The following is a 26,248-nucleotide window of genomic DNA, read 5'->3' as shown; positions in this document are numbered from 1 at the left end:
TCTTATAATTTTTATTCTACTTAAATCTGTATATTATCTTTTGTTCCATACAAAACCAATCTCTACCTCATTTTTCATTTTTACATAACCTTCTTTAATGGAGAAAAATATATGTAAATATTACTTTAATTAACGAGGGATAGGTACCAAAATACCATTAATAATTTCTAGATGATGCATGATACTTAAACGTTTAACTACTCCAAGACTAGTAGATGTACCTGTTTCATCATAGTTTAATAACGTTGCTAAACCAGATGTATTTAATCGCTGATCGTCTTTATCGTTATACCACGTAACTACTTTTACTAATGCTTCTGAGAACTTACCTCTTGGGTCTGTTCTATCTTCATTAGAATCAGAAATAAAATGTCGTATCCTTAAATTGTTTTGGTTATCTAAATAGACAATATGAATAGCTACTGCCAAAGCTCCAAATCCGCCATCTATATAGTCCGATCCAACTACTGAATAATCAGAAAAACCTATAAACCCTTGTTGCTGATAAAAGAGATGTTCAGATGAAAAAGGCTCATCTATATCTGCATAATCTACATTTCGATCTCTCTTAACAAATGGATCCGTTAATAGTACTGCATTTTGATTAGCGAAACGAACTCTAAACTCAGTAGAACTTGGAATAAAATTATATCTTGGTATTACTTCATTATATAGCGTATCATAAACACTTAAATTAGATATATCTCTATGAATAATCGCTACTTGCTCTAAACTAATTCCAAATGCTTCTGTAATCGCTTCTAAATCTTCAACTGAGTTTCCATATAAATAGTAACCTATTGTAATTGAAGGACTACGTAGCAACTCCCTTATCCTAATAACATACTCCTCATCTTCATTTAAATCATCAATGAAAGCACCTACAATAGGATTGACTATTACTACTAATTCTCTTTGAAATTCAATAAACTTTTCAATTGTACTAATTAATGTAGATGAGTATTTGATAGGTTCGACTACAGGTACAATTTCTTCAGATATAACTCCTTGTTGAACTAAATCACGAATTGCAATCAATTCGTTCTGCTTACCGCGTAAAAATGGAAAGTACACACTATTTCCCTCCTAGAATATTTTCCAAGAGCCGTTCATAATTCTTTCTATTTAAATTCGCTTGATAAACCAACCACCTTAACTCAAACGGCACTCTTTTTATATATTCTACATCCACCCCCTTTTTCCTTCTATTTAATTGTTTAAAAACTATAATTTGACATTTTTTTATATCTAATAACTTAAATTTTTTCATATACTCTTTGAATTTATGAACTTCCTTTAGATTAGGAATTTTCTTAAATTCTTGTTCGATTAAATACTCATATTCATCTTTTCTCAACAATTTAAATAAAGCTTCGTGACTTAATCGTGAATTATCTTCTTCTGGTAATTTGCGAATACTTATCGTATTCGTCTTGGTTAATACGCAAATACCTACCTTATAATCCTTAAGCAACTTATATGCAGGATAGTATTTATCTTCAGAAACTAAAATATATACTGTTGAACAAACTTTATAATAATCTTCTACTTGATAAATTAATTTGTCTAGAGTATCTAATTCCGTTTTTATTTCAAAAATAAAAGCATCATTATTATTAACAAGTAAAAAATCTGCTCGTGACCTATTTATTATTACCTCCCCAGTTGCATAAGATGTTCTAGGACTATATTTTCCTATAACAAATTTATTAAATAAGGTATTTTTATAATAATATTCATTTCTATAGTTTTTATTTAGATAAATATAAAGATCTTCCCAATCGTTCTTTACTGTTGCTTTTGAAGAAATTATCTCATCTATTGTTTTTCTAGAAAAATATTTATTAGCTAATGACTTTTGTATGTCATTGGTATTTTCCATCCTTGCACCTCTTTTATAAGTACTCATCTACTGTCATACCATTAACATCTAAATAATGTTTCGTGATTGTCTCCAAACTCTTATGTCCACTTTGTTTGGCAATTGTAGCAACATCAGCACCAGCTTCATGCATAGCTGTTACTTGGGTTTTTCTTAGTGTGTACGGCGCAAAACCAAGCCACTTGTGAATTGTTTTACGATACGCAGTATCACTAATACATGAGCTATAGTAATTACCATGCTTATCTACTTTCCCTACAAAATAATCTTCCCCTGTTAAACCATATTTTTTTATGTACGCTCCTACCGTATTAACACACTCTAATGTCAGTCGCTTTACTTGCCCTTCACTTTGCTTCTGCATATATACGTTCACAGATCGTCCAATTAAATCAATGTTTTTCACCTTTAGTCTAATCATTTCACTCGGTCTACAAGCTGTAATTAAATTCAATAAAGAAATTGCTTTGGCTCTTGTATCAAGTTGATTGATTTGCTTTATTACTTCTTCTTTTGGTAGAGCTGATTGCCCTCGTATTCTTTTTTGTTCACTACGTTCATGATTATTATAAATACTTCTTAACTGTTTGATACGTTTTCGCTGCTCTTCTGTTTGCAACAGACCAAATGAATTTTCTAAATGATATTTGATTGCCGCGCTTCTTCTATTAAATGTAGTCAACTTCAGTCCACTCTGGATTGTTTTATATAAATATACTTCAAGTGATTCAAAAGTTATGAAATGACCATTATTAAAACAATGTTCTTCAAAACGTTTAAAATCACCAGCATATACTTTAAGCCTTTTATTAACCTGAGCTTTAATCGTATCTTCCACTGGTTTATCTGCAAACACAACATCAATATTCACTATTTCGTCCAATATTTCATAACACCCCTTAGATTTTTTAGATATTTTAAATGTATCATCATCAAGTTATGAAAAGCAATATTTTCATAATTTTAAACTATTGCTAAAGGCCCACTCAGTATATTATAAGAGTTTCAAATTTCTTGGGTTTGGTATTTCAAAAAATTAGATGACAATAAAAATTCAATTTTATCGGTTATTTTTGCGGCTCCACTCTAATAAACAATCAAATCAGAATTTTTCCACCAAATATTATCGTACATCTATTCGAATAATATCAACCAACTGTTATCATATTAAAAAATACTTCTTTTTCATTTATTTATATATCTCAACAATTTATACGGTCTCTTGGACTCAAAAATCACTTGAATTTTTATCTTTTTATTTTTAAAACTAACAAAAACTCAATTTTTATTGAATGTCCCTCAAAAATCTCCTCATGCTCACTTTTGAGCTGATTTCCATATACAGAACAATCCTATTTTTTTAGTTTGTATTTTAATCCCATCAATCTTTGTAATATAGAGCAAAAAAGAACGCTGATTTTTGCTCTATCTGAACCAACACAGCGTTTTATATAGAGGAAGAAATCCTATATCAGATTGTGCTGTTGCCTAATTCTGATTTGGTCTGGATCACAAAGCTGTTGCTCGATACCAGTTATTCTAAAAACCTTATCTCAAAATTAGCTTGGGGATAAATTTTATATGGTGATAGTACACCTAAAAATATAAGAAGCTAACACTCTATGGGCAAGAGTGAAGGAAATATCGCCAAGTGCATTAGCGACTACTTTTAAAAGTAGGTCACTTGTTACATTTAGTCATTGGATTTTGTCTGTGGACATTGACCTCACTTCTCATTTTTTTAAAGTGAAGCTTACTTTAGAGTAAGCATAAGTGAGCTGCACCCGCTAAATTAGCGTTAAGCATGATTGCTTAAAGTTGTGCAAATGTATTACTTAACACTTTTAATATCGTTATGAAATTGTATAAGACCATATAGACAGTATGTATTATGAGAAAAGAACGCTTGCTATTGCAGGCTTTTTCTATATCTCACTATATAAATTTCATAAAGATAAGCTAATTTCACATATGGGTGGAGTCTGCCCTTTTTTATACAGCTATGAAGGAAGGAATGTTTGTTATCGGAAATCGAGGATGGATTAAAACAGAAAGAGAGATTCGCATTGCCATATCTACTAATGAAGATGTGTGCAATAAAGGAGCCTATTTAAATTTGATGTTGCAATTAAATAAAATTGCTAGACATGCAAAAGGTGTTAGTGTGAATAAAACACTACCTCAATACTACAATCATATGGACTTATTTTTCCGCTTCGTAGCGGACAACTATAATTTAAAAACTCTTGCTAACATTCAAAATAAGCATCTCGTAGATTATGTAAGTGAACGACAAAGCGAGGGCAAATCCGCTTCTACAATTAAAAATGATTTAGCTGCTATCAGATATTTTCATGATCAAATCCCTAACCCTCGTTATCAGCTAAGTAGCAATCAAATTTTAAGCGAAAATTATAATGAATTCCATTTAGAAAGAAGGCGCTTTGGCGGAGTTGATCGTCGTCCTACCGAACTGGAATATCAAGCCTTAGTAACATTGGCACAACAATCTAATTCTTCTTCCCTAGCACTTATTATTATGCTGTGTCGTGAACAGGGCTTACGTGTACATGAAGCGGTTAGACTAAGCCGTGTGGATGCTGAAAAAGCATTACTTGAAGGCTTTCTAACTGTTAAAGGAAAAGGTGGATTAATACGACAAATTCCCTTACAAACACAATCCTTTAGCGTTTTACAAGATGCAATGCAACAGGTCAATCGCGGAGAGAAACTTTTTGTTTTGCGAGATCAGAAAGCGCATCAAGTAATTCAACGTGTGCAAGATTTTATTAGGAATAATCGCCAAAAAGTATTAGATCCACTCAACACTCGGCCAAAGGGTGTTGAAATTACAATGCATAGTTTTAGACATGCCTATGCAAAAGAACAATATGAATTATTTATTGAAAAAGGTTATACAGAAGGAGATGCACGATTAGCAGTCTCTAAATTAATTGGTCACAACCGTGAGGATGTTACTCGAATTTATTTAGCTGAATAAAATTTGTAATTACTCTAGTAATATCATTTTTTTGCAGATATAATGTTTTAAAATATCAAAGGATGTGGTTAAAATACGAAATGAACATGAAGAAAATGAACAAATTGTAGAACTAGAAAAAAAAATTAATTCGTTGGAACGCTTATTAAAAATTGAAACATATCGATTAAAAGAAGCAATTGGAGCATGGAGACGTAAAATTGAAGGAAGAGGGTTACGTAAAGACTCTATTAGAGAAGGCTTCAATGCTGAAAGAGGAACACATTATAAAGTATTTGTCTTAGATTTACCCGGGGATTTAGAGATTGAGTTTGTGTTAGATATTATTAAAAATGAAATGTTAGAAGACTTATATCCCTTTACTTTTCGCAAGGTTGATTATTCGCGCCGCTATAAAGGTTGGTTAATGGAGGTAGAAAGAACTTTAAATAAAGAAATGCAACTAGAAACAGATTTTTTAATGAAATACTATAGTCAAAACTAAAAACTCATTTTCCATATAATCAAAACAGAATAATACAAAACACAAAGAAAGGAGATTATTCCATCTCTTTATGTTTTGTATTATTTAGTCATTAATAAGGTACCATCTTTAAACCCCATCAAAATGTCACTCTCTAATAATTCTGACCCCATATTTATTCTAAGTAGATTTTAAATTCAATATAAAAGTATTTATAAATTCTCTATTTCTTTCAGTAAACTCCATTTTCTTAGTAGTTTCTCTCTCAATTTCTTTATATAGTAGAAAGAGTTCTTTTTCTAAATTACTTTTACGTTCTTGTTCAACAATAATTTCATTTTTTAAATCTTGGATTTGTTTACTTAAATTTGATGTACATTCACAATCTCTTACATCCAATGGACTGATATTTAATAACCTTTTAAATAAGCCATTCTTTGTTTGCTTTATAAAATCTTTATGCTCATGAATTTTCGAACAATAGTCATTTTTTAACAACAAAATATTAAAATCACTTTCAAGATAAAGTAACTTTCTCAAACATATATTTATCTCGTCGTTTATCCCAAAAGCTTTCTTACGCAATATATATAAGGACTGCTCTATTCTAAAAATTTCTTCTTGATTTTCATTCCAAGACAATATTACTTTTTCAACTATCCTCATTTTCTTATTTAATACTATGACTTCTTGATTGGTTTGCATATTCCCTTTTTCAAACTTAAAAAGGAAGCCAATATATCGATCTAGTCTTTTTATTGCATTCTTTATTAATTTAATTTCTTTTTGATAACTATCAACGCTTTCATGTAACAATTGCTTAACATTATTCAAATTTTTACCTTGCCTCTTTAAAAACTACTGCACTAAATACAATTTATAAATACTTATATAATTAAACTTATAGTTTCTCCCCTCTCTTACATTCTCAAGATACTCAAATTTACAAAGGTTTGTAACATAATAACGGAAACTACTAACATTCATATTAAGCATTGTAGAGACTTCTAATGAAGTATAAAGCCTTTTAGCATTTAAAGTTTTAATAAACTCAGGAAAAAGCACCTCTTCCTTATAACCATACTTTTTTAGTGCAATATAGATTTTATCTTCTAAAAATAAGGATTTAAATTTCTCAATTTCTATGTTGTCATTATTCAATTACGTCACCTCTTGTATACAAGGATTTCCAAATTGAATTTACAAGTTATAAAAAAAGCAGTTTTTTAGAAGATTTTACTTACCAAAAAACTGCACAATTAAATACTATTTAAAAGGTTATATTTGTTATAGTCCCTTTTCCACGAATATATAATTCACTATTCTTAGCTTCTTTAATAGCTTTATTTACTATTGATTCATATTGTTTAGTAGGTACATCCTCATATTCTAAATTTATCCCCACGTAAGGAACACGATAGCCTTTTGCTTCTACTAACGTACCTAGTTCTTTAAACAATTCAGACGTAATATCTTCATGTGCTAAATTTCGTGTAGCCGCTTCATCCCCTAAACTCTCTACAATTTTGTATACATCCATCGTGAGTTGACCTTTAAAAAGTGCTTTCATCGTTTATCGATCCCCCTGATATTTTTTCTCTGAGTACAATCCCATCTAAAAAGCCTTGCTTGTATATATCTTGAAATAATAAGTGCTGATAATTAAGAATTGATATTTGTATCGACTCAGAAATCTCTTTAACTTCTATTTCACTTATACCTGAAAGAGTTTTGGATAATTTCTGTTTAATATCTTTAACCATTTCATTTTGGTGATTCCTAAAACCTTTATTATGATAAAGCACATCAATCCTTTCATCTACGGCAGCTATTTTTAAGACATGTTGGACAAATCGTTGGATACCTTTTTTGGCAAATATATTTCCTTTGCCATCACGATTTCTATTCCTGTCTATATTTTTTATAGTACGATGAGCGCAAAAATATTAAATAGAACCATGCCCTATTTTTTAAAACTAGGCTTAAGTCGTATGCAGTATATGTGTAATGTTGGCCTCTTTTTCATCGTTTGCAGCATCTCAGGAGCCCTTATTATAGCTTGTACACATAAATTGATTACTTTCTTCTATAACTTGCTAGATGTTAAAGATATTATCATTATCCATCCAATTTTATTGTTTGATGGTTCCCCTTCCTTTTTACAAACAATCGTTTTAGACTCAATGTTATTACTATTTTTCCTCATCTCTGGACTTTTATTGAATGTGGTCTTTTACCGTTTAGGCACACTAGGTGGCTATAGTTTTATTGGACTGCTTGCATTGATTCCGATTGTCATGGTGATTTTCGAATGGTACATCCCACTATATAACCTGCTATCAGAGGCTTCAGTTTATGTCCTATTAAGTAGTTTACTAGGTTTTAGTATTTTGCTCTATGCAGGTATTACATGCGCTATGCATAAGGCTTCGGCGATTCCGGCCTAAATCTAAAATAATAAAAACAGCCTATGGCCTGAATCCTTTGAGAATTAAAGCCATAACATATACAAATACCAAAATTAGCTTCGAAAGGACTCGACGTAATGACTAAAAAGATTGTCTTTAAGCTCATAGGTCTGGAGTTATTATTAATATTTTTCTATATTTTAAATGGTGCGTATGTATCCATTCAGCAACCTTCTAGTCCGTTATTACAGTTTGTCGTGCTCATACCATTGGCGCTAGGACTCCTAATATATATAGCAACGAAAAAAAAGTGGCGTAATTATTTCTTTACCCATATCAGCAAAGATAATATTTTCATATATAGTCCACTTATGCTCGTTTTATGTATTATTTTCATCGGTACGAAGGGATTAAATTTCGATTCATTAAGCAACTTACTATTAATGTTTATCATGCAAATGTTTGTCGTTGCATTTATTGAAGAAACGGTTTTTAGAGGGATAATGCTTCGAATATTGTTAGCTAAAGGTACTACTGCCGCTGTTTGGATTTCAAGCATTCTTTTTGGGGTAACACATTCCTTACAGTTAATTGGCGGTCAATCGGTTGAGGATACCATTGTACAAATTATCTATGCCTTACTTGTAGGTCTTGTTCTTTCTTTATTAATACTAGACGGTCAGTCGATTATTATGACGATGCTATTTCATGGCTTCAATAATTTTTTCAACTTCATGGGCAATGAAGAAAGTTCGATGTACACAGCATATGTTATTATTTTGGTACTGGTTGTATATATGTTGTTCCTATGGAAACGAGTAAAGAAAAAATTAGCTGTCCAATAACAAAGTAGGAGGAAAAAGGACTCGGCGTTACTATTCATGAAACCAAAACAGCAATTGTTTACATTAGTAAGATGCAAACAATTGCTGTTTTGATTAGAAGAGTATATGTGCAACTAATGCTGCAATTGGTAATGAAATAATCGTACGTAATAAAAATATAACAACTAAATCAAAAAATTTCAGTGGAATTTTTGTACCTAAAATAAGCCCACCTACTTCGGACATATAGATTAACTGTGAAACAGAAACAACAGCAATTACAAAGCGTGTCGTTTCAGCTTCAATACCTGCACCCAAAATGGAAGGCAGGAACATATCGGCAAAGCCAACAACCATTGTTTGTGCTGCCTCAGACGCTTCTGGTAAGCCGAGCACTTTTAAAATAGGTTCGAATGGCATTCCTAACACTGTAAAGATATTAGTGAATTCAGCAAGCATTAAAGCAGTCGTACCAAATGCCATAACAATTGGTGCTACGCCAATCCATAAATCCAAGACATTTCTAAACCCATCTTTTAAAAATTGGCGAGGATCACGATTTGCATGTGCGACTGTTAAAGCATTTTCCAAACCATGTGTCACTGAATTATAACCTGCAGGTAACTGTTCTCGTGATAAATCTACTGGGGTACCATCAATATAAGTGTCTTCCTTGTTGGCAAGCGGATAAATTCGAGGCATTATGATAGCCAGCACAATCCCACAAAGTACAACTGTTAAATAATAGGGGATAAAATAGCGCTCCAAGTGAACTGTTTCTAACACGACGATACAGAAAGTAATGGACACAACAGAGAAGCTTGTAGCAATAATAGCAGACTCTTTTTTCGTGTAGTTCCCCATCTCATATTGTTTACTCGTCATTAAAACACCAATTGTCCCATCACCAACCCACGAAGTAAGAGCGTCAACGGATGAGCGTCCAGGGCTTTTAAAAAGTGGACGCATGATTCTCACCATCATTGTTCCGAAAAACTCAAGCAAGCCGAAATTAGTTAAAAATGGTAATAACAATCCTGCAAATAAGAAAATTGTAAATAAAAATGTTACTAAACCACCATTAGGATCCATTAATAATCCACCAGTATTTTCATTGATAATAGCAGCTGGTCCGAACTTAAATACAACCATTGATGCAAAGGCTAAACCGATAAGACGTATGATTGTCCAAAACCAATTTACATAAAATAATGTATCTAAAATACTAGGTTCCTTGGTATTTTTCCGAGGAATAAATTTAGCAATAAGTGAGCCAATAGCCGAAATAGCAAACATCAATAAAGTAAAATAGCTAATGATCGGTGCCACAATACCTGCTAGTAAATTTGCTAAAATAGCAATCGGTACTTTCCACCCTGCATCTGTTAAGACTGGTGTCATGAATAACAGGACACCAATAAGAGATGGAATAATGAAATAAAAGTAGGTAGAAGTAGGATATTTTTTCATATTTTTTTAACCTCATTTCTCTATTTTTAATTGAAGTTCTATACATGCTTGCTAGTTATGTAGTATTAAACCGCTAAGATATGTATATCATTTTTCATCTGAATGAATATGGGCAAATAAAAAACATTCCTCTAAAAAGTAATCAAGGAATGCCAAGCGCTACTTTTTTTATCATTTAACATTCGCATTCATAATTTCTCTACATTAGTGCCGACTTCAACTTGATGCTCTATGCAATGCATCAAGCCCTTCAATATTGTTAGAATCTTGTCATCCATTGAGAGGATTTATATAGTGTAAAGTGCTTATTTAGATTTGTAACATAAATTTTTGTGTTAAAAGTAATTAACTATTTGTCACACAAGAAAATTTTTCAAACACTTAACCCCCCCATATATTCTTCTTATTTCAAAATTTCCTCGTATCATACCCCGAGATGGATAACGCTCAGTGTGCACTAATGGAGATACTGTTTTCGCTCATAATATCACAAGTTATAAAGACATTGAAGTATTCGAAGTAATCTAAAACAATACTCTATTTATTCATAATTTTATAACGTTTCTGTATTATCAAACTATTATAATTCCTACAATGCTTTTGGTTCAACCTAGCAAAAAAGTGAATTTTTATGCAATTGAAATAATTGCAGCCATTTCACTATAAGGTCATTTGTCAATACCCACCTTGCCTCGTGTTATGGTCTTCCTCTCATATTAACCGCGCCCTTTAAGAATGAAAAATATTAAACTTCTTAGCAAGTCACATTGTCTATTGACATAATAAAACATCCTCCCAACTCACAAAAGGAAGCCTCCTGAAGGTTTTTTTAGTTTGTATACCTCCTTCCTTTTTCTAATGGGTAGGGCACATCACGTATCACTCCTATTGTTATTGCCTAGGAGATTTAACCAGCGCTTAATAGGCATACAAATAGACCATTTAGTCATACATCTCATATGTTAATTATGAACGACAACTTATCAAAACAGGAGGTTTTAACATGTTTAATCGCAATCGCCGTCATGGTAAAGGTCCACATTGCTGTCCGCCACAAACAATGCCTACACAATTTGATCCACCACAATTTTTACCAGCTGAACAATATGTTCGCACTAACTTTATCCATACTGTCGTACCACACGTTCAACCAGCACATATCACAACTGTTAACAAACATATCTTCGATCATCAATACTATTTCCCTTGTACAGAATCCGTAGTAAATGAATGCTGTGAAAATCATACACTCTGTGAAATGCCACCTAACCCTTGTCATATGCAACACCACCACCATATGCCACATCATCATAAACGTATGCGCTATTAATAAAGAAAGCGATGGGCTTATTTTGCTCATCGCTTTTGTACTATTGTAGAAATCGCATGATCTAGCGATATGGCCTATCAAATCTTATACCATAAGAAAACCGAGCACCTCTAATTGGCACTCGGTAAAATTTTTTAGTACATTTTTAAATATTGGTCGCGTTCCCATTGGTGTACTGTTGTGCGGTTTCTGTACCTATTTAATAAGAAGAAACTCTACACATCGTAAATGTTGATTTAACAGTATTTCTTCGACTTTACCCCATTTAAAAGCATTTAGTTTTATTTGTTCTTGTGGACATTTTGTGGGCAAAAAATAATGAGTCTTGTGGACTAAAAATTTAAAAGTTGAAATGTATACATTTGCATATTTCTGCACTGTCCCTCAACTTATTCCTCCATTTTGCTACTAAAGGCATAAGCCAATTCGTTTAGCCAGTGTTTCCCACCATAAACGATAAATGTATCTCATTTTCTTCTCTATAAACTTCGTGAACTGATACATTTTCTGTTCTCGGGCTATTTGATATACGTATTGCTTTCAAGTTCATCTTTAATGACCTCAGTAGGAATTACAAGGTGAATAACAAAAAAAGACCAGGTACTCACTTAAAAATTAGCGCCTGGTTATTTGTTTTTGTCATTTATTTTGGTGACTTAATAGTAATTTTTCCACCTGCGTTTTCAGGGCTTGATTAGCATACGTCAACACTAGGTCTTCACCAGCTGTGGCAACGGTCAAATCACTAAAGTATTCACACTTCTTTTCCCACTTCACGACTCTAATTTTATCTTTGGCCAACAATCTCTTAGCGTTGTAACATTCTTGCGATATGTCGTCTAAAAGCTTATCAAGTATCGGTAAATAGACTTTGCTCATTTTAAGGTTTTCTATCACCTTGTAGTCACGCTGTAATGATTGAACGGCCATATCATAAACCACAAATTTATGAAGTAGTCGCCTTTGCTCGAAACTTATCATACCACCGAACGCTCCTTGTTGATGATTGGAACAACTGCCAACACACTATCTATCATAAATGTACGCTTGGCTTGCCTTGTAAAACAATATGCCTGAAACGAATTACCAACAATTTTAATAATCTTGATACGCCTTTTTGACACTTTGCCATCTTTGGCCATGTACATCATACTCAAGAATTGGTTACGCTGCATTGCTATAATCAGTTGTTCTTTCATCATTCCCCACTCCTCGATACAGAACATTTGTTTGTATTATTTTAGAACAAACGTTTGCGTTTTAGCAAGTTAAAAATAATGGAAATATAAAAAGGACCAGGTACTCAAAAGGTCCATGTGTAAAGTGATAATAAAGTTATTTAATTTTGATAGGAAAATATAAGAGCCTTGCTACATTTGATTGTAATAAGGCTCTTAAAAGTTGTTTATTTTTATACATTTAAATGTGTTTGTACGAAAAAAATCAATAATAAAGTTGTTTAATTCTTGTTCAACTAAAGCACCCCGCTAGTTTAAGATCCGATCTCTTTTAACATTGGTGGTAAATTAAATAGCCTTTTCCCATAAAGTTATTAATATCGAGAGGGGAAATTACACAACATTCCTCTCAATTATTACCATGAATTTTTATTTAGCTGCCATTTCCCTGAAATGGCAGCTAGCATCAACCATGGCTCTATTACCATATTTATTAGAATATGGGCTACGATTGGTGCAAAGGTGCTCCTTCCAGTATAAATATAGAGCATCGCAAGTAGACAACCTAAGATTGTCGTTGAAAGAATTGCTGGAAGCGCAATTTTCATCTCTCCTCGCAATAACACCCATGCGCCATGAGCAATTCCAAACGCAATTCCTGAGATTAATACTTGTGAAAGATTTGAAAATCCAATAGATAATACATACTCCATGAGCAAATGTCTAAATACGACTTCTTCTACTATTCCACTTACAATAGCAACCCATATACCAATCAATTTAAGCCAAGAAAATGTGAACAAATTGCTTTTTACTAAAGGTATTGCAAACATTGTATAGGAAATATACCCGATTACGATGAATGCAGTGAAAAACCACATAGGTAAGTTCAGGTACATTTCCGGTGAATAGCCCAATCCATTCTCAATAAACTTTTTAGGATTAGTTACATACCAAAAAATAACACTTAATGAAAGCATACTTGATATGCTTGCTAATATCCATCCTGCCTTTCTTCGCTCTTTTAGCGTTGTGATCTCGTTCATATTAACTGCCCCCTTGTATTAAATTAATGTTTCTAAGGCCTAATATAACGACATCAAAGTTTAGCAACAATACGTTACATGTAACATGTCTTTATTGAAAGGTGAAATGCTTTTTATGGATGACAACCTGCATTATTCGATTTGTAATTTATGGTATATTTTATAGAGAGGTGATGGAGTTGAAGATAGACATAAAAATTGATTCACAAATTGATGAACCCTACATAACAATCTGCGTTTCTAAATTAACGCCAACTATACAGGCTGCAATCTCACTCTTACAACAAGAAGAACAACAAATTTTAACAGGGGCCGCTAACAATAAAGTACATATTATCGAGCCTAATTCTGTTATTGCTATTAGGACGGAAGGCAAAGATTTAGTACTATATAGCGACGATGGTAATCGTGTACTTATGAATAAACCTTTGTACGAGTTAGAGCAGCAACTAGGGGAAGGTTTTATTCGGATTTCTAAATCTGCCATCATTAATCCTAGAAAAATCAGAAATATTGAAGCTTCCTTTAATGGCACAATGGAAATCGAGCTTACTTTAGGAATAAAAGAAGTCATTTCACGCAATTATAAAAAATCATTTAAAGAGCGCTTGGGGGTATAAATACATGAACTTTTTCAAGAATTTATGGTTCGGAATAAGTATGGGCTGTACAGTTTTTGTTTTTGTAAATCTTATTGGATATTGGTTGAAAGGGGATTTGTTTTTAGAAGCTGTTATATCTAATTTTCCACAACAAGTTTTCGGATCAGTTACTGTTGGCATTGCCTGTATACTACCTTCATACATCTATAGAACAGAACGTTTAACATTTTTACAACAAAGTGCTTGTCATTTTTTTATCGCTATAGGGACCTTTATAGCTGTCGCCTTTTCTTTAAAATGGCTTCCAACATTTTCGATAAAACTAACGATTCTATTGTTGCTATTTAATGTATTAATTTTTGCACTAGTTTGGCTGTTATTTTATTTTTATAGTCAATCGGAAGTGAAAAAAATGAAGCAGAAAATCATTGTACATACAGACAGTAGTAATATTCAATAGATTTCTTTGATAGAAATTAATTATTTAAAGAGGCTAGTCAACAAAATAAGCCTCTTTTGTATTTAAACCTTCCTTTTCAGATATTTTCATTTTGTTTTCAAACGACTTAAATTAAACAGCCTCCATCTTTATCCCCTACTAATTGTTCTTCATTTACAACTATAACTGTATGAGCCGAAGATTATTCAACTAAACTGCACAGTTAGTTCAATAAAAATTAAACAACTTTATTGTAAATTAAACAACTTTATTATCTCTTAACACCATGGTCACTTCTTATATTGTGTTTTCTATTTAATCTTGTTTAAGGCATGACCCATTTCATTTAGCCAGTGTTTCCCACCATACACAACAAATGTTGTATTATTTTCTTCTCTATCAAAAATATGAACTCTTTGTGTAATAAGAAGATTTAAACCGAGTTCAGTTCGATCTACTCTGCCTAAACTTAATTCCCAACATAAATTAGGATTTATATTAAGAGCATGGGCACAAAAAATTATTCGTTGATTTGTTAATAATAGCCGACCACCATCAGAACGAGTTGCACTGTAATACATGTTTGCAAAACCTGAGCGTAAAGGGAATTCATTTTCATTCATTTCAATTTCATGGAAGAAGATTTTTTTATATGTAGGGTTGAAAACGTCTAAATCATAAGTGATTTGCTTTGCTTGTGATGTAATAATATAACTACCACAGTATTCACAAATATTTTCCTTTGGATTGAATGCTGCAGCACAGTTGGGACAATTTAAAGCTTTGACCATCACTTCATCGCTCCTAATAGTGTTTTTAAACGGTATACTTTGAATTACTAAATATACCAATAATTCAAAAGAAAAAAAGCCCAGGTTCAAATTTAGGCATTTCATAATTCTTTAACTGTAATTTTATTAATATTTTTCAGCTTTATTAGTTTAAAGAATGCTTCTCTAATCATTTGTTTTGTCATTTTCGAACGTCTATTGCCATAAGTATTTGTCATAAATGAACTCATTTAAGACACTATTGATATTAGTGTTGAGATAATAACACATCGAAATGAATTGATTGTTGTCTTCCGATTTTGAATTAATATAATAAATCAGCATCAATAACTCAACGTAGTGTTGAAATAAAAGGAGTATAAAAATTATGAAAAAATTTTTAAAAATTTTCAAATGGATGGTAATTATAATGACAGCAAGCATATTATTGATTATTGCCGTTAACCATTTTAATCCAGCCCCATTTTTAAAAGTTACAGGAAGTTTTCTAGGTGCTGAATACAGTTATGATGAGAGTGTTGAACAAACAGAAGAGGTATTAAGTGATAATACAAAAGTATATAGAAATGTTATCTATGCAAGTAATTATCCTAATAATTATTTAGATATTTTTGTACCAGAAGGAAATACAACAACTACAAGACCAGTACTTTTTAATATACATGGTGGCGGATTTGCATGGGGTGATAAAGTAGATGATGAAGAATTTGTTCAACACTTTGTTGATGAAGGATACATTGTAGTCTCAATGAATTATGCTTTATCTCCTGATAATTTATATCCTGTTCCAATTATTCAAGCAACAGAAGCCCTAGGTTATGTTGCTGAAAATGCAGAACAATATGGTATCGATAAAAATAACTTTGTGGTTTCTGGTGGTTCAGCTGGTGGACAATTAGCAGGCCAATTAACTATTATTCAAACTAATAATGAATATGCAGAAAAATATGGATTTAAGGTAACAAAGGATATAACACTAAAAGGAGTTATTTTAAATTGTGCCTTATTAGATATAACTCGTGTCGATAATACAGGTTTCACATTTACAAACTGGCTTTTCAACGGTATGGTTAGAGCTTATTTTGGTTCAAATGAATTTGAAAGTCAATCCGAGGTAGCTGAAGCCAATGTTATTGAAAATGCAAATGTGGATTTTCCAAGTACTTATTTAACTGACGGAACAGTTGCAACCTTCACTGATCAAGCATTAGATTTCAAAGAAAAATTATCATCTTTAGGAATAGATGTAACAATATATATTACTCCTGAAGAATCGAATCAAGCACATGGTTATAATGGTAATTTTTCAACAGAGGAAGCACAATACAATATAGCTCAAGAGTTAAACTTTATGAAGAAAGTTACTCAGTAATAAAATAAATAACAACCATACAGATTTAGGGGGAACTTCTAGTGCTGTCCAATTATCTACCATTTGATGGGGAATAATATTGTTTATCCAATGACTAAACAAAATAAAATTTCATCATGAAATACCAATGGAAACCATCATGACATATACATAGACTATCACTCACATTATAAGATTCCCTCTTTAGCCATCTTTCTGAAAAGTGATGGCTCTTTTATAAAAAATCATGTGAGCATGTAACGCCTAAATGGGATATAAAATCGATTTCAGTAAGATTAGGGCATGAATCCATTGTTACCACGATGAATACTTATGCACATATATCGCATAATATTGCAAAGCAATCAATAGACAGTTTTGATGAATATATGGAGCGTCAGAAATAAAAAATATATTTTGTGGACAATTTGTGGGCAAATAAAATGTGGCTTGTGGGCATAAAAATAAAGAAGCGTTGGAGCCTTACAGCCCCAACGCTTTTAATTAATACATTTTTAAATATTGATCGCGTTCCCATTGGTGTACTGTTGTGCGGTACATGTCGAACTCGATTTCTTTTGCTTCTTTGAAGTTTGCATAAATATGCTCACCTAGCGCTTCTTGAGCAATTTTGTCTTTAGCAAGTAATGCTAAAGCATCGTCAAGTGCTGGTGGTAGATTTTCAATACCGTTTGCCTTACGCTCTTCTTCACTCATTACATAGATATTACGGTTAATCGCAGCTGGTGGCGTTAATTGTTTGCGAATGCCTTCAAGGCCCGCTTCTAAAATAACAGCCATTGCTAAATATGGGTTTGCTGCTGGGTCCACTGAACGTACCTCTACTCGAGTTGATAGACCACGTGCAGATGGAATACGGATAAGTGGTGAACGGTTTTGTGCTGACCATGCTACATAACATGGCGCTTCATAACCAGGTACAAGTCGTTTATAAGAGTTAACTGTTGGGTTTGTTACTGCTGTGAAACCTTGAACATGGCCAAGAACTCCTGCCATGAATTGCATAGCAGTTTCAGAAAGACCTAGTTCTGTCGATTCATCGAAGAATGCATTTTCTTTCCCTTTAAATAAAGATACGTTGAAATGCATACCAGAGCCTGCTTCACCAAATAATGGTTTTGGCATGAATGTAGCGTGTAGGCCATGTTTGCGTGCAATTGTTTTAACAACTAATTTGAATGTTTGGATGTTGTCACAAGCAGTAATTGCATCAGCATATTTAAAGTCAATTTCGTGTTGGCCAGGTGCTACCTCATGGTGAGACGCTTCGATTTCAAAGCCCATTTCCTCAAGCTCTAATACGATGTCACGACGGCAGTTTTCACCTAAATCAGTTGGTGCTAAGTCGAAGTAACCACCGTGGTCATTCACTTCTAATGTCGGTTCGCCTTTTGCATCTAACTTGAATAAGAAGAATTCAGGCTCAGGTCCTAAGTTGAAGCTTGTGAAGCCCATGTCTTCCATTTTTTTCAGGATACGTTTTAAGTTGTTACGTGGGTCACCAGCAAATGGTTCGCCTTTTGCAGTGTACACGTCACAGATGAAACGTGCTACTTTCCCTTTTTCAGAAGTCCAAGGGAACACTACGAAAGAATCTAAATCAGGGTGTAAATACATATCTGATTCTTCGATACGTACGAAGCCTTCAATGGATGAGCCATCGAACATCATTTTGTTTTCTAGTGCTTTGTCTAGTTGGCTTACAGGAATTTCAACGTTTTTGATTGTGCCAAGAATATCCGTAAATTGCAAACGAATAAAGCTTACATTTTTTTCCTCGATTAGACGCTTAATGTCCTCTTTTGTGTATTTACCCACAGTTTTCCACACTCCTATAAATTGTCTAGCTTATATTATTACTCTACCCTATTAATGAAACAACAAACTGTCCGCTTAAAAAATGGACCCCTGCTCAATTTTAATAGAATCGAGATAAATCCCCACGTCTGATGGATGATTTTTGCATGCGCTGTGCTTGGCGCATTTCTTCACGCATAATACGACGTAATTCTGTGTCGCTTAAGTTTGGTTCTTCTGTTGCAACAGAATCAAGCTTTTTAGCAAATAATTTTTTTATCTTCGCCATATTCATGCCCTGCTCCAAGTAATCTTTAATTTCTAGCAGTATGTCGACATCATTTAATGAAAACATACGACGATTGCCTTCTGTTCGGTGTGGCTCTATTAAATGGTGTTCTTCATAGTAACGAATTTGGCGTGCCGAAAGCTCGGTCAATTGCATCACGATACTCATGGATAATAACGGCATAGTTCGTCTAATTTCACGACTCATTTAAGTCCCCTCCAATACCCGCTAATCATATAACGAAAAATTTTCACTGTCAATAAAGATGTAAGGTTTTCTAACATGGTTTTTCAGATTTTTTTAAACGTGCTGAAAAATTGTAAAAAATGGTACCTAATTGACTAGTTGTGTCCCTATTTTGAGATGGATTGCACTGCGCTACAAATGGCAAATTTCACATGCTCGTACGTTAATCCACCCTGAATAAACGCTGTATAAGGTGGACGAATTGGACCATCCGCAGTTAGCTCAATACTCGAACCTTGAATAAATGTTCCCGCCGCCATAATGACATCATCCTCATACCCAGGCATATACGCTGGTTCTGGAGCGTAATGCGCATTAATTGGGGAATTCGCTTGAATCTCTCGACAAAAAGCAATCATTTGCTGCGCAGTTTGGAAAGATACCGATTGAATTAAATCTGTACGTACAGCATCATAACTAGGTGATGTCGTCATGCCCGCCTCTTCCAGCATTCCTGCTGTAAAAATTGCCCCTTTTAATGCTTGAGAAACTACGTGAGGGGCAAGGAAAAAGCCTTGATAGAAATCACCTAACGTATTCAATGTTGCACCGGCTTCAGCGCCAATACCCGGTGATGTCATACGATAAGCGCATTTTTCTACTAAATCGGCACGACCAGCAATATAACCACCGATTTTGGCTAAGCCACCACCTGGATTTTTAATAAGCGAGCCTGCCATTAGATCCGCACCGACCTCTGTCGGCTCTTGTGCCTCGACAAATTCACCATAGCAATTATCCACAAATATAACCACATCTGGTGCAAGTTGACGCACCTTAGCACACATTTCTGCAATTTGTGAAATCGTAAACGATGGACGTGTTGCATAACCCTTGGAACGCTGAATAGCAATCATTTTTGTGTGCGGTGTAATGGCTGTTGCCACACCTTCCCAATCAATCGTTTGGTTGTCGATTAAATCTACATGGCGATAGCCTATTTTATAATCCTTCAGTGATCCTGTATCCTTCTCGCCACCATCAACAATGGATTGCAATGTATCATATGGTTGACCCGAAATATACAGCAACTCATCACCAGGACGTAATACACCGAATAAACTAAGCGTAATGGCATGCGTACCTGAAATAATTTGCGGGCGCACAATGGCCGCTTCTGCACCAAACACCTCTGCATAAACGCGTTCAAGATTGTCACGACCTTCATCGTCATAACCATAACCGTTAGATGGGTGCAGATGATAATCGCTTACCTGATGCTTTCTGAATGCCGCAAGCACCTTTTGTTGATTGAAAAATGCCATTTCCTCAACCATCGCATGATACGGACGCACCTTTTCCTCTATTTTTGCCGCGAAAGCTAGCGTTTGTTGTGTTAAATTGCTTGTAAAAGTCATTGTCTTCGTCTCCGTTTCACATTTGTCCTCCGTAAACAATCCATAACTCGTTCAACGCTCATTGAAAAGTAAAAAAATAAGTTAGATGAACGATGTACCGACCGTCAACACTAAATCAGTTTAACTAGTAATCAGCAGGAAGAATCCTCCGCTCATTGGAGTACCGCTTAATCTCAGTCCTATCTTAACAATTTGTAAGCCTACCTGCAAAACTTGCCTATTGTTTCTAAAGGCAAGATGCGCTAAGCTAATGTGCGAACTTGTTTCATAAAAAGTGTTTAACTACTGAATTTGGCTGCAAAATTCATAGATTCTGTAGCATTTGACAGGAGTCTTTACCTTTATTGCTAAAGTTTATTATATGTTAGAAGGGGTGAAAGGGATGGCTTGGGAGGTTTTTAGTATCATTGGGACAATTGCCTTCGCTATTTCCGGGGCAATAATTGCGATGGAGGAAGAATACGATTTATTCGGCGTCTATATACTTGGTATTGTTACAGCATTTGGTGGGGGTGCCATTCGAAATTTACTTATTGGCTTGCCTGTGACAACACTGTGGGGACAGGATATGATGTTTCAAATTGCCTTAGCGGCGATTACAATATTTTTCATATTTCCGCACCATCTTATTCAGCATTGGCATCGCTGGGGCAACTTCACAGATGCCATCGGCTTGTCGGCATTTGCGATTCAAGGCGCACTATATGCTGTCAAACTCGACATGCCCATTAGTGCAGTCATCGTTGCCGCTGTGTTAACCGGTTCAGGTGGTGGGATTGTTCGTGATATGTTAGCTAGACGTAAGCCACTCGTACTTCGCGATGAAATCTACGGGGTATGGGCAGCACTTGCGGGACTTATTATTGGACTCGAATTATTATCGGGGGATATCTTTTTATATGTATTATTTGGTGTGATTACCGTTTTACGTATTCTTTCTTATATGAAGAAATGGCGCTTGCCTTTGCGGAAGTTGAATCGGGCATAGTCAAGCTTCTTTCTCATTAAATAACAACAAGCCCAAAAAGTTGTGACTATTATTTGGGCTTGTTTTCCTATACTTTCTTAAAAACACAACGTATAACATAAGCTCTATGCTTGTTGAAAATGGGACTACTCTTACAAGCACTTGCTGTATCTCTTTCTTTTGAAAAACTAAAATTACTTTTCTAACAGCATCATAGATTCCTCTAATGTAGCCATGTTTTTCATCATGGAGCAAGCTGCATCCAAAATAGGTAACGCCAATGCTGCACCTGAGCCTTCTCCCAAGCGCATATTCATATGTAGCATCGGTTCAACTCCAAGCAATTCGGCTGCAATTTTTGCCCCTGGTTCTTCGGAGGTATGAGAAGGGATGATATAGTCTTTTACTTTTGGTTCAAGTTCGTAGGCAATCAGGGCAGCAATAGTAGAAATAAAGCCATCAATGACCACAGGTATACGATTTGCAGCGGCTGCAAGGACGACGCCAGCCATTGCGCCTATTTCTAAACCACCAACTTTTGCAAGAATATCAATAACATCATTGCGATTTGGTTTGTTTAAGGCGATGGCATTTTGAATGACCGCTATTTTATGCTCAATCCCACCTGCTCCAACGCCTGCACCGAAACCTGTCACTTCAAGCGGATTACACGCATGCAGAACCGATAAGATTGCAGCACTCGGTGTTGTATTACCAATTCCCATTTCACCTGTCCCGAGTAGATTTGCTCCACTTCTTATTTCCCCCGTAGCTACTTCAATTCCTACTTCAATAGATTGAATGGCTTGTTCCCTTGTCATGGCAGGGCCTTTTGCCATATTATCCGTCCCATATTTAATTTTTTTCATGATGACACCCGCATCAAGTGGGATATCTTCTTTTACGCCAACGTCTACTGTGACAATTTTTGCATTTGTAATTTTTGCGATAGCACAAACACCTGTTAAGCCTTTAGGAAAATTTAATGTTTGAAAGACCGTCACATTTTGTGGGTTTGACGTCACCCCCTCATCACAAACGCCGTGATCTGCCGCACAGACAATAATGGCTTTATTATCAATCTGTGGCAATAAATTTCCCGTAATACCTGATAGCTGCACAGCAAGAGACTCCAGTTTACCTAAGCTCCCAGGTGGCTTGCTAAGGGCATCTATTCGTTCTCTCGCTGTCCACATCATCTTGTTGTCAACATGTTGAATGTTTTGAATCGTTTGTTGTAATAATTGCATGAAAATTTCCCCTTTCCTGTTTGCCCTATTACTAAGTGGAATAACAAGCAGGTTTACATTTATATCCCCTTGCTTGAATAAAGAAAAAAACAAAAAGCCTGTAGTTTATTCATAACAAATAAACTACAGACTTTTCCATCGTCTATATAATAATCCGAAGTCAATTAGGCAGGTCTCCTGGCTCAAGTTCAACATTTCATAGAACCTTCCCAGACCATGCTAGTGGTATTCTCTATGAAACTCCCTTTTACAGTGGTGGGACCGCTAAAGTTTTTCACTTTATTCCCTATTCTCCCGCAATGGGCACCTAATACTTGTATGCAACTACTTTAAATCTACGACAAAGTAGTTTTTGTGTCAATTATTTAAATGTTTGCTAGATGAATCAATGTCATCATTCACTTTCATATCAATAAAGGCGAATATTATGAAAGAAAATAAAGTAATTGTTCCTATCACATAGGTATATTCCGCTACAGGCGGACACTTTCCGCGGGCAAGCACCGAGCCGCTTCCTTCGTTACGCTCAGTCTAGGGTCTCGGTTTGCTTGCTTTTTCCCGCTGGAGTCGCCGCCTTACGCTCCTACCAAAATGTTCGTGTTTCTTTTTATGAAAACTATTTACGAAATTAATTCAAATGATAGTCATAAAAAATTTAGTCAATTGAACGAACGTGAGAACGTATCCGACATAAGTAAAATTGATACAATCAAGAATTCAAATAATGAAGTGGACCCCATCGTGATGTTACTTTTTACTTTATAAAATGGACTATGAATCCACTGTTGGGTATCTGCTTAGTAGTGCGTGTGGCGCTCTTTTGGGATGAATGGTGCTACTACACATTTTTTAGCGTGATACATCCTACTTTACTTTTATTACCTTCTCAGGGGAGGTCGAACATAAGATTAGTATCTCTAAAAATTGAAGAAAATAATACTTTAGATTTCCACCGACTAATTTGTATAAGATAAACACAAAACCCTCGCTTAAACGAGGGTTCCAATCAACACTTATTTAAATTCTAACTCACCATCATAAGCGAGCATGCCACCCTCAAGGTTTGTTACGTTAAAGCCTCGATCTTCTAGAAATGCGCAGGCATTTGCAGATCGTGCGCCAGCTTTACAAACCAAGATATAGGGCTTTGATGCATCTAATTCATTTAGACGATCTGGAATTGTGCCAAGTGCGATATGCTGTGCGCCTGGGATCATACCTTGTGCGACTTCATCTTCTTCGCGAACATCGATAATGTATAAATCTTCGTTTGCATCCAGTAATTCTAATATTTCTGTTGTTTCCATTGTTTTCATGTGTATAATCCTCCAATATGTCAAACTTGTTATATTATAGCGTGAACAAAAAAAAACAGCTAGTGTCACACACTAACTGTTCAAATACCCTTATTCCTCTGTCTCTGAAAAATCTACTTGCTTTGCTGGAACGAATGTAGAAATCGCGTGCTTGTAAATAAGATGCTGTTTGTTGTCAGCATCCACTAATAACACAGTAAAATTATCATAGGATTTCACAGTTCCTTTTAACTGGAACCCATTTAAAAGAAACACAGTTACAAAAACACTGTTTTTACGTAGATGGTTTAAGAACGTATCTTGCAAATTAATTGATTTCATGAAATGCGCCTCCCCTGATCTCTTTCTACCTCTTCATTCCTATAGTAGCATGTTCTACCAATTTAGCAATTAGTAATTTTTAGAAATTATTAGATGTTCCAATCTTGTTCTACAAATTGCACATCCATTTTATTGCGGAAATAGGTTAGCTGTCTTTTGGCATAACGTCGTGAGTTTTGCTTTAGACTCTCAATAGACTCTTCAAGTGTGCATTTACCATCTAAATAATCATATAACTCCTTGTAGCCGATCGCCTGTATCGATTGTACACCTCGAATATTTTGTTGCCATAAGCCCTTTACTTCTGCTAAAAGGCCCTTTGCCATCATTACATCGACACGAAGGTTAATGCGATCGTAGAGCTCTTCGCGCGACATATTTTGGCCAAGTCCTAAAATCACATGCTGATAAAGCGGAATTTCCCCACGATTTTGTGCTTCTGCCGCCTTCGAGACGCCGCTAAGCTCAATCATCTCTAGTGCTCGAATGACACGGCGAGTATTATTTGGATGGATTGTCTCTGCGGTTGTTGGGTCAAGTGCAGTAAGTTTTGCATGCATTGCCTCTGGGCCTAAGCTTGCAAGCTCTGCATAATAAGCTTCACGTGCCACCTCATCTACCTGCTCCTCTGTAAATTGAAAATCATAGAGCACTGCTTGCACATATAATCCCGAGCCCCCTACTAAAATCGGTAGCTTTCCTCGCTCTTGAATATCAGCAATTTTAGTGCGCACTAATTTCTGATAATCCGCAACTGAGAAGGATTCTGTAGGCTCTTTAAAGCTAAGTAAATGATGGGGCACCCCCTCCATCTCTTCCTCAGTAATTTTCGCCGTACCAATATCTAAACCCTTATAAATTTGCATGGAATCGCCGTTAATGATTTCGCCATTATACTTTTTTGCCATGTCAATACTTAGTGCCGTTTTGCCAGAAGCCGTTGGACCGACAATCGCAACGACCTCTGCCTGCTGTAATTTATCTTGTATCATATTTTTTCAACCACCGTAATAAAACTTGATAGACCGCTTCTTTATTGTCCTCGTTTAAAATCTCATGTCGCTTATCTTCAAATAAGTAGACCGTCACATCCTGTACACCCGCAGCTGCAAATTGCTCCGCCACCGCGTACACACCTTGTCCATGATCACCGACTGGATCCTTGCTACCACTGATCAATAAAATCGGTAAGTTTTTCTTTGTTCTTTCAATTTCTTTTTTTCGATTCAGCATCATAAAACCAGCCGTTAAATCAACAAAAAATTGATTTGTCGGTATAAAGCCACAATAGGGATCATCGATATATTTTTGTACTTCATGCTCTACCGAACATAACCAATCATTTGCTGTTTTCGGATTAGGAAACTGTTTATTAAAGCTCCCAAAGCTCAGCTTGTTTAACAGTGGACTCTCTGTCCCCTTGCCTTGTTGCATTGCTAATGTCTGCGCAAAGAAATGGCCTGCCATATGCAATGCTGTGACACTACCAGTGCCACATAGTATGACTTTATCGACATTCTCGCTATACAATTGAATATACCTTCTTGTTATAAAGGACCCCATACTATGACCAAACAATATTAACGGCACATCAGCAAACTGAGCATGCATTGTATTGACAATTTCATGTACATCCTCTACAACACGCTCAAAGCCATTGCGCTCTGCAAAAAAGCCTAGCTTGCCGTTATATGCTGCTGTTTCTCCATGTCCACGGTGATCATGCATCGTTACCGCATAACCTGCAATACATAGCGCTTCTGCAAACTTCACATAACGACCGCTATGCTCCGCCATACCGTGCAAAATATGAATATGACCAATACATGAACTTGTTGGTGTCAGTGTTCTTGTAAAGACAGAATGCCCATCCGACATTTGAATATAGCGTTCCATAT

At 35.0% G+C, this 26,248-nt stretch carries 29 protein-coding genes and 1 riboswitch; of the genes, 9 read left to right on the top strand and 20 right to left on the bottom strand.

Annotated elements, in window-relative coordinates:
• Positions 1–129: 129 nt before the first annotated feature.
• The 3 genes from H131_RS07980 to H131_RS07970 are packed head-to-tail and all read right to left on the bottom strand — an operon-like array spanning position 130 to position 2,765.
• Entirely contained in the window at positions 130–1,074 is a 945-nt protein-coding gene (locus H131_RS07980; protein ID WP_010858587.1) for a sce7725 family protein, read from the bottom strand.
• Between the two features lies 1 nt (position 1,075).
• The gene (locus H131_RS07975; protein ID WP_010858586.1) at positions 1,076–1,882 is read right to left on the bottom strand and encodes a sce7726 family protein; all 807 of its coding nucleotides are present in this window, start codon (positions 1,880–1,882) and stop codon (positions 1,076–1,078) included.
• Positions 1,883–1,895: 13 nt separating this feature from the next.
• On the bottom strand, positions 1,896–2,765 hold the full coding sequence (locus H131_RS07970; RefSeq protein ID WP_010858585.1) for a tyrosine-type recombinase/integrase: 870 nt from the start codon (positions 2,763–2,765) through the stop codon (positions 1,896–1,898).
• Between the two features lie 1,131 nt (positions 2,766–3,896).
• Here H131_RS07970 and H131_RS07965 point away from each other — a divergent pair.
• Positions 3,897–4,883: a tyrosine-type recombinase/integrase gene (locus H131_RS07965; protein WP_196228873.1), complete on the top strand. Its 987-nt coding sequence runs from the start codon at positions 3,897–3,899 to the stop codon at positions 4,881–4,883.
• A 64-nt stretch (positions 4,884–4,947) separates the two neighbouring features.
• Positions 4,948–5,367: a hypothetical protein gene (locus H131_RS07960; RefSeq protein ID WP_010858583.1), complete on the top strand. Its 420-nt coding sequence runs from the start codon at positions 4,948–4,950 to the stop codon at positions 5,365–5,367.
• A gap of 159 nt (positions 5,368–5,526) precedes the next feature.
• Here the strand turns inward: H131_RS07960 and H131_RS07955 are convergent, their stop codons facing one another.
• The 4 genes from H131_RS07955 to H131_RS07940 all read right to left on the bottom strand — a co-directional run bounded on the left by H131_RS07955 (position 5,527) and on the right by H131_RS07940 (position 7,109).
• Positions 5,527–6,180: a hypothetical protein gene (locus H131_RS07955; protein ID WP_010858582.1), complete on the bottom strand. Its 654-nt coding sequence runs from the start codon at positions 6,178–6,180 to the stop codon at positions 5,527–5,529.
• A gap of 24 nt (positions 6,181–6,204) precedes the next feature.
• The gene (locus H131_RS07950; protein WP_010858581.1) at positions 6,205–6,507 is read right to left on the bottom strand and encodes a hypothetical protein; all 303 of its coding nucleotides are present in this window, start codon (positions 6,505–6,507) and stop codon (positions 6,205–6,207) included.
• A gap of 109 nt (positions 6,508–6,616) precedes the next feature.
• Positions 6,617–6,916 carry a hypothetical protein gene (locus tag H131_RS07945; protein ID WP_010858580.1) on the bottom strand — a complete coding sequence of 100 codons (300 nt, stop codon included), beginning with the start codon at positions 6,914–6,916 and terminating at the stop codon, positions 6,617–6,619.
• Entirely contained in the window at positions 6,900–7,109 is a 210-nt protein-coding gene (locus H131_RS07940; RefSeq protein ID WP_036129976.1) for a hypothetical protein, read from the bottom strand. The genes H131_RS07945 and H131_RS07940 overlap by 17 nt, the downstream gene beginning before the upstream one ends.
• Positions 7,110–7,202: 93 nt before the next feature.
• Between H131_RS07940 and H131_RS24285 the strand changes: the two genes are divergently transcribed.
• Positions 7,203–7,793 (top strand): hypothetical protein, encoded by a 591-nt coding sequence (locus H131_RS24285; RefSeq protein ID WP_010858578.1) that lies wholly within the window; start codon positions 7,203–7,205, stop codon positions 7,791–7,793.
• A 98-nt stretch (positions 7,794–7,891) separates the two neighbouring features.
• On the top strand, positions 7,892–8,599 hold the full coding sequence (locus tag H131_RS07930; protein WP_010858577.1) for a CPBP family intramembrane glutamic endopeptidase: 708 nt from the start codon (positions 7,892–7,894) through the stop codon (positions 8,597–8,599).
• A 93-nt stretch (positions 8,600–8,692) separates the two neighbouring features.
• On the opposite strand, the gene H131_RS07925 is transcribed toward H131_RS07930, so the two are convergent.
• Positions 8,693–10,048, bottom strand: a complete 1,356-nt coding sequence (locus tag H131_RS07925) for a YjiH family protein (RefSeq protein WP_010858576.1) — start codon at positions 10,046–10,048, stop codon at positions 8,693–8,695.
• 1,003 nt (positions 10,049–11,051) lie between these two features.
• Between H131_RS07925 and H131_RS07920 the strand changes: the two genes are divergently transcribed.
• Positions 11,052–11,378, top strand: coding sequence for a CotD family spore coat protein (locus tag H131_RS07920; RefSeq protein WP_010858575.1), 327 nt, complete (start codon positions 11,052–11,054; stop codon positions 11,376–11,378).
• Between the two features lie 639 nt (positions 11,379–12,017).
• Here the strand turns inward: H131_RS07920 and H131_RS07910 are convergent.
• The 3 genes from H131_RS07910 to H131_RS07900 all read right to left on the bottom strand — a co-directional run bounded on the left by H131_RS07910 (position 12,018) and on the right by H131_RS07900 (position 13,602).
• Positions 12,018–12,359, bottom strand: a complete 342-nt coding sequence (locus tag H131_RS07910) for a YhjD family protein (protein WP_010858573.1) — start codon at positions 12,357–12,359, stop codon at positions 12,018–12,020.
• On the bottom strand, positions 12,356–12,577 hold the full coding sequence (locus H131_RS07905) for a hypothetical protein (RefSeq protein ID WP_010858572.1): 222 nt from the start codon (positions 12,575–12,577) through the stop codon (positions 12,356–12,358). The genes H131_RS07910 and H131_RS07905 overlap by 4 nt, the downstream gene beginning before the upstream one ends.
• A 395-nt stretch (positions 12,578–12,972) precedes the next feature.
• Positions 12,973–13,602 (bottom strand): CPBP family intramembrane glutamic endopeptidase, encoded by a 630-nt coding sequence (locus tag H131_RS07900; protein WP_010858571.1) that lies wholly within the window; start codon positions 13,600–13,602, stop codon positions 12,973–12,975.
• Between the two features lie 173 nt (positions 13,603–13,775).
• Between H131_RS07900 and H131_RS07895 the strand changes: the two genes are divergently transcribed.
• Both H131_RS07895 and H131_RS07890 read left to right on the top strand, forming a co-directional pair.
• The gene (locus H131_RS07895; protein WP_080647712.1) at positions 13,776–14,222 is read left to right on the top strand and encodes a LytTR family DNA-binding domain-containing protein; all 447 of its coding nucleotides are present in this window, start codon (positions 13,776–13,778) and stop codon (positions 14,220–14,222) included.
• A gap of 4 nt (positions 14,223–14,226) precedes the next feature.
• On the top strand, positions 14,227–14,664 hold the full coding sequence (locus tag H131_RS07890; protein WP_010858569.1) for a DUF3021 domain-containing protein: 438 nt from the start codon (positions 14,227–14,229) through the stop codon (positions 14,662–14,664).
• Positions 14,665–14,954: 290 nt separating this feature from the next.
• On the opposite strand, the gene H131_RS07885 is transcribed toward H131_RS07890, so the two are convergent.
• On the bottom strand, positions 14,955–15,434 hold the full coding sequence (locus H131_RS07885; RefSeq protein WP_010858568.1) for a hypothetical protein: 480 nt from the start codon (positions 15,432–15,434) through the stop codon (positions 14,955–14,957).
• A gap of 367 nt (positions 15,435–15,801) precedes the next feature.
• Between H131_RS07885 and H131_RS07880 the strand changes: the two genes are divergently transcribed.
• Positions 15,802–16,806 carry an alpha/beta hydrolase gene (locus H131_RS07880; protein WP_010858567.1) on the top strand — a complete coding sequence of 335 codons (1,005 nt, stop codon included), beginning with the start codon at positions 15,802–15,804 and terminating at the stop codon, positions 16,804–16,806.
• Between the two features lie 483 nt (positions 16,807–17,289).
• Here H131_RS07880 and glnA read toward each other — a convergent pair whose 3' ends face one another.
• The 3 genes from glnA to H131_RS07865 form a co-directional block, all read right to left on the bottom strand.
• A complete protein-coding gene (gene glnA, locus H131_RS07875) occupies positions 17,290–18,624 on the bottom strand; it encodes a type I glutamate--ammonia ligase (RefSeq protein WP_010858566.1) in 1,335 nt (444 codons plus the stop codon).
• A 100-nt stretch (positions 18,625–18,724) separates the two neighbouring features.
• Positions 18,725–19,099, bottom strand: a complete 375-nt coding sequence (locus H131_RS07870; RefSeq protein WP_010858565.1) for a MerR family transcriptional regulator — start codon at positions 19,097–19,099, stop codon at positions 18,725–18,727.
• 146 nt (positions 19,100–19,245) lie between these two features.
• Complete coding sequence (locus tag H131_RS07865) at positions 19,246–20,496, bottom strand: methionine gamma-lyase family protein (RefSeq protein ID WP_010858564.1); 1,251 nt, start codon at positions 20,494–20,496, stop codon at positions 19,246–19,248.
• A 382-nt stretch (positions 20,497–20,878) separates the two neighbouring features.
• Here H131_RS07865 and H131_RS07860 point away from each other — a divergent pair, with 382 nt between their 5' ends.
• Positions 20,879–21,484 carry a trimeric intracellular cation channel family protein gene (locus H131_RS07860; RefSeq protein WP_010858563.1) on the top strand — a complete coding sequence of 202 codons (606 nt, stop codon included), beginning with the start codon at positions 20,879–20,881 and terminating at the stop codon, positions 21,482–21,484.
• Positions 21,485–21,657: 173 nt separating this feature from the next.
• Here the strand turns inward: H131_RS07860 and cobT are convergent, their stop codons facing one another.
• The 5 genes from cobT to H131_RS07835 all read right to left on the bottom strand — a co-directional run bounded on the left by cobT (position 21,658) and on the right by H131_RS07835 (position 26,246).
• On the bottom strand, positions 21,658–22,713 hold the full coding sequence (cobT, locus tag H131_RS07855) for a nicotinate-nucleotide--dimethylbenzimidazole phosphoribosyltransferase (RefSeq protein ID WP_010858562.1): 1,056 nt from the start codon (positions 22,711–22,713) through the stop codon (positions 21,658–21,660).
• A gap of 150 nt (positions 22,714–22,863) precedes the next feature.
• Positions 22,864–23,039: riboswitch (cobalamin riboswitch) on the bottom strand.
• Between the two features lie 687 nt (positions 23,040–23,726).
• On the bottom strand, positions 23,727–24,029 hold the full coding sequence (locus tag H131_RS07850; RefSeq protein ID WP_010858561.1) for a rhodanese-like domain-containing protein: 303 nt from the start codon (positions 24,027–24,029) through the stop codon (positions 23,727–23,729).
• A 90-nt stretch (positions 24,030–24,119) separates the two neighbouring features.
• Entirely contained in the window at positions 24,120–24,350 is a 231-nt protein-coding gene (hfq, locus tag H131_RS07845; protein ID WP_010858560.1) for an RNA chaperone Hfq, read from the bottom strand.
• An 89-nt stretch (positions 24,351–24,439) separates the two neighbouring features.
• Positions 24,440–25,342 carry a tRNA (adenosine(37)-N6)-dimethylallyltransferase MiaA gene (miaA, locus tag H131_RS07840; protein ID WP_010858559.1) on the bottom strand — a complete coding sequence of 301 codons (903 nt, stop codon included), beginning with the start codon at positions 25,340–25,342 and terminating at the stop codon, positions 24,440–24,442.
• Entirely contained in the window at positions 25,329–26,246 is a 918-nt protein-coding gene (locus H131_RS07835; protein ID WP_010858558.1) for an alpha/beta fold hydrolase, read from the bottom strand. Before H131_RS07835 ends, miaA begins: the two co-directional genes overlap by 14 nt.
• Positions 26,247–26,248: the final 2 nt, after the last annotated feature.

The sequence above is a fragment of the Lysinibacillus sphaericus OT4b.31 genome, assembly GCF_000392615.1.
In the GTDB taxonomy this organism is placed as follows: domain Bacteria; phylum Bacillota; class Bacilli; order Bacillales_A; family Planococcaceae; genus Lysinibacillus; species Lysinibacillus sphaericus_B.
This window is presented reverse-complemented; position numbering and strand designations above follow the sequence as displayed.